The 3,067-nt window shown below is 53.0% G+C and carries 3 protein-coding genes; 2 read left to right on the forward strand and 1 reads right to left on the reverse strand.

Annotation, left to right across the window (positions count from 1 at the left end):
* On the reverse strand, positions 1 to 444 hold a 444-nt coding region (locus NZ653_09730), incomplete at its 3' end, for a DUF2889 domain-containing protein (GenBank protein ID MCS7287399.1).
* A gap of 70 nt (positions 445 to 514) precedes the next feature.
* Between NZ653_09730 and mutL the strand changes: the two genes are divergently transcribed.
* On the forward strand, positions 515 to 2,191 hold the full coding sequence (gene mutL / locus NZ653_09735; protein ID MCS7287400.1) for a DNA mismatch repair endonuclease MutL: 1,677 nt from the start codon (positions 515 to 517) through the stop codon (positions 2,189 to 2,191).
* Between the two features lie 24 nt (positions 2,192 to 2,215).
* Positions 2,216 to 2,836 carry a redox-sensing transcriptional repressor Rex gene (locus NZ653_09740; GenBank protein ID MCS7287401.1) on the forward strand — a complete coding sequence of 207 codons (621 nt, stop codon included), beginning with the start codon at positions 2,216 to 2,218 and terminating at the stop codon, positions 2,834 to 2,836.
* Positions 2,837 to 3,067: the final 231 nt, after the last annotated feature.

Here is a 3,067-nt window from a genome sequence, read left to right on the forward strand (position 1 = left end):
GGGCGCAGGATAGGCAATGCAAACGCCTCCGAGGATCTTTCTCCGCAGTTTTTCCCCTTCCTCCTGGGGAAGCTTCTCGGTCCAGACCACCACAACCGCCTGGATGGCCAGGCGAACCCCCTCCATGAACATATCTACCAGGTGAACACACCCTTCTGGTCCTCCCAGAAGCCTGGTGACAGTTCGCTTTATGCCTCGCTCAACTCTGAGGCCTTCCAGCTCCTTCACTCTCTCAAGGGGGCTCCTGCATACGGGATATGGGACTCGCGCCATGGAGGCTCTGGCTTCTTTTACAATCATAGCCTCAGGATTTGAGGCGTCCAGCACCAGATCCATCTCCAGGTGATGGTAAGGGTCCAGCAAAACGCAATGAACTCCCACCAGGCGGGTGTCCAGGGGGGAGATCTCAAAGGTGTAAGTGCGGGGGAAAGTGAAAAGGGCCATGCTTCCTCCTTTGCTTTGTGGTAATGGATGTGATAAAATTTTGCCCCAGAAAACTCTGGAGAGCAAATCCATGCCTATAAGGGTTCTTTCTCCCGAAGTGGCCAGCAAAATAGCAGCCGGGGAGGTGGTTGAGAGGCCGGCTTCCGTGGTTAAAGAGCTGGTGGAAAATTCCCTGGATGCTGGGGCTACGGAAGTGAAGATAGAAGTCTTCAGGGGGGGAACGGGCCTCATAAAAGTCGCCGATAACGGCTGTGGCATTCCTTCCGAAGAAGTGGAACTGGCCTTTGCCCGCTACGCTACCAGCAAAATTTCTTCAGTGCAGGATCTGTTCAGGATAAAGACCTTGGGTTTCAGAGGAGAGGCTCTGGCCAGCATAGCGGCCGTCTCCAAAGTCACCATGATTACTCGCCCCCGGGAAGAACCCATCGGCGTTATGATAAGGGTGGAAGGGGGAAAGATTGTCCGGAAAGAACCGAAAGGCGCTCCAGTGGGGACAACGGTTTCGGTAGAGAGCCTTTTTTACAACGTGCCAGCCCGCCGCAAATTCCTCAAACATCCCGCTACCGAAAGTGCTCACATCACAGAAGTGGTGGTCCATTACGCCCTGGCTTACCCGGAAGTAAAATTTGCCCTCCTTAAAGAAGGACAGCTTTCCTTTCAATCCCCGGGTTCGGGAAGCATGCGAGAAGTGCTCGCAAGGGTTTACGGTGCAGAAATAGCGGAAATTCTCCTGGAGCTGGAATCTTCTGAAGGCCCTCTAAAACTCCACGGGTACATAAGCCCTCCCTCTCTCCACAAGCCTCAACGCTCCCACAGCTTCTTCGTGAACAAGCGCTGGGTTCAGGATTCCCTTCTGAGCAAAGCTTTGCTGGAAGCCTATCATGGATTTTTACCTTCAGGGCGCTACCCTGTGGCGGTGATAAGCCTGGAAATGGATCCCTCCCTGGTAGATGTAAACGTTCATCCTACCAAGAGAGAGGTGCGCTTCCGCGATCCCGAGGAAATCTTTCAGGCTTTCCAGAAAGCAGTCCGCCGCCTTATTCTCAGCCGTCAGACCTCTTTTGTGGTTTCGCCCTTGCCTGTAAGCTCTGCAAGAAGCGAAGCTGAGCAGAAGCCTTTCCCTATCCCTCAGCAAAAACCTGCAAGGCCTCTGGAACCGGCTCTCCCCCTGACCAAAACCCTACCCCTTCTCAGGGTTCTGGGCCAGGTGGGCTTAACCTACATCGTGGCTGAAGGCCCCGATGGGCTCTACCTTATTGACCAGCACAGCGCTCACGAGAGGATAATTTACGAAAAGCTCAAAAAAGAACGGGAGAAGGCCGTTCCCTCCCAGCGCCTTCTGGAACCAATTCCTGTGGAATTAACTCCTCATCAGAGCGATCTGGTGGAATTTCTCCTTCCTTCCCTTAAAGAAATGGGGTTTGATATGGAAGAATTCGGTCCCAACACCTGGCTTGTGAGAGCTGTGCCGGCCCCCTTTGCCAGCCGGGATGTGCGGGAGGCTGTGGCGGGTTTTATAGAAACTCTGAGCTCGGGGGGGACGGAGCACCTGGAAGGGGATAGGGTTTTAGCCACTCTTGCCTGCCACTGTGCGGTAAGAGCTGGAGACCCCCTCTCCATAGAGGAAATGAGGATGCTGGTTCAGGAGATGGAGAGCCTTGATATAATGCAAACCTGCCCTCATGGCCGTCCTACAGTGGTGCACCTAAGCATCGAGAGGCTGGCAAAAGAATTCGGACGCTTTTAAACTCTTGGAGAAGGGAGAAGAGCCATGAGAGAAGCGAGGGTACCTGACATCGTAATAAGCAGGTTGCCTCTTTATCTGAGGACTCTGGAATCCATGGAACTTGAAGGCAAGGAAAGCACCACCTCTTCCGAGCTGGCCGAAAGGCTCAACCTGAGTCCGGCTCAAATTCGCAAGGATTTATCCTATTTTGGGGGTTTCGGGAAGCAGGGAAAAGGCTACAATGTAAAGCACCTTACTGCAGAACTGCGGCGCATCCTCAACGTGGAAAAAGAATGGGAAATGGCTCTGGTAGGCGTTGGTGATCTGGGTAGGGCCCTCATTCACTACCAGGGGTTCAGGGATAAAGGTTTTCGCCTCGTTTTACTTTTTGACAAAAACCCCCAGAAAATCGGAACGAAAATTGAGGGCCTGGAGATAATGGACAGTGCTCTTATTCCTGAGCTTATCCGTGAAAGAGGGATAAAGATAGCGATAATAGCTGTGCCTCCGCACGAGGCCCAGAAAGTAGCCGATGCTTTGGTTTCAGCTGGAATTGAGGCTATACTTAGCTATGCCCCTGTAAACCTCAAGGTGCCGCCCCACGTGAAAGTGCAGTATATAGACCCCGTAGTCAGCCTGCGGTGCATGACCTATTATCTGGGGTAGCAGCCATCTGCCATCTCTTCGTAAACAAAACGAAACCCTCTCGCCTGCACAATAATCGAAAGTGAAAAGGGCGATAATCCCCATTCATGAAAATTTTGGATCACCCCCAAAAACCTCAAAAAGGGAGCGATTACCACCTATGCATCCTGCCCACGAGTGGGACCCTAACCGTGGCGAACCTCAGGCCCACGAGGGTGGGGAAAAATCGGGGGATGGAGGGAGGCGAAGCCC

It is taken from the genome of Anaerolineae bacterium (assembly GCA_025062375.1).
Taxonomy (GTDB): Bacteria; Chloroflexota; Anaerolineae; order SpSt-600; family SpSt-600; genus SpSt-600.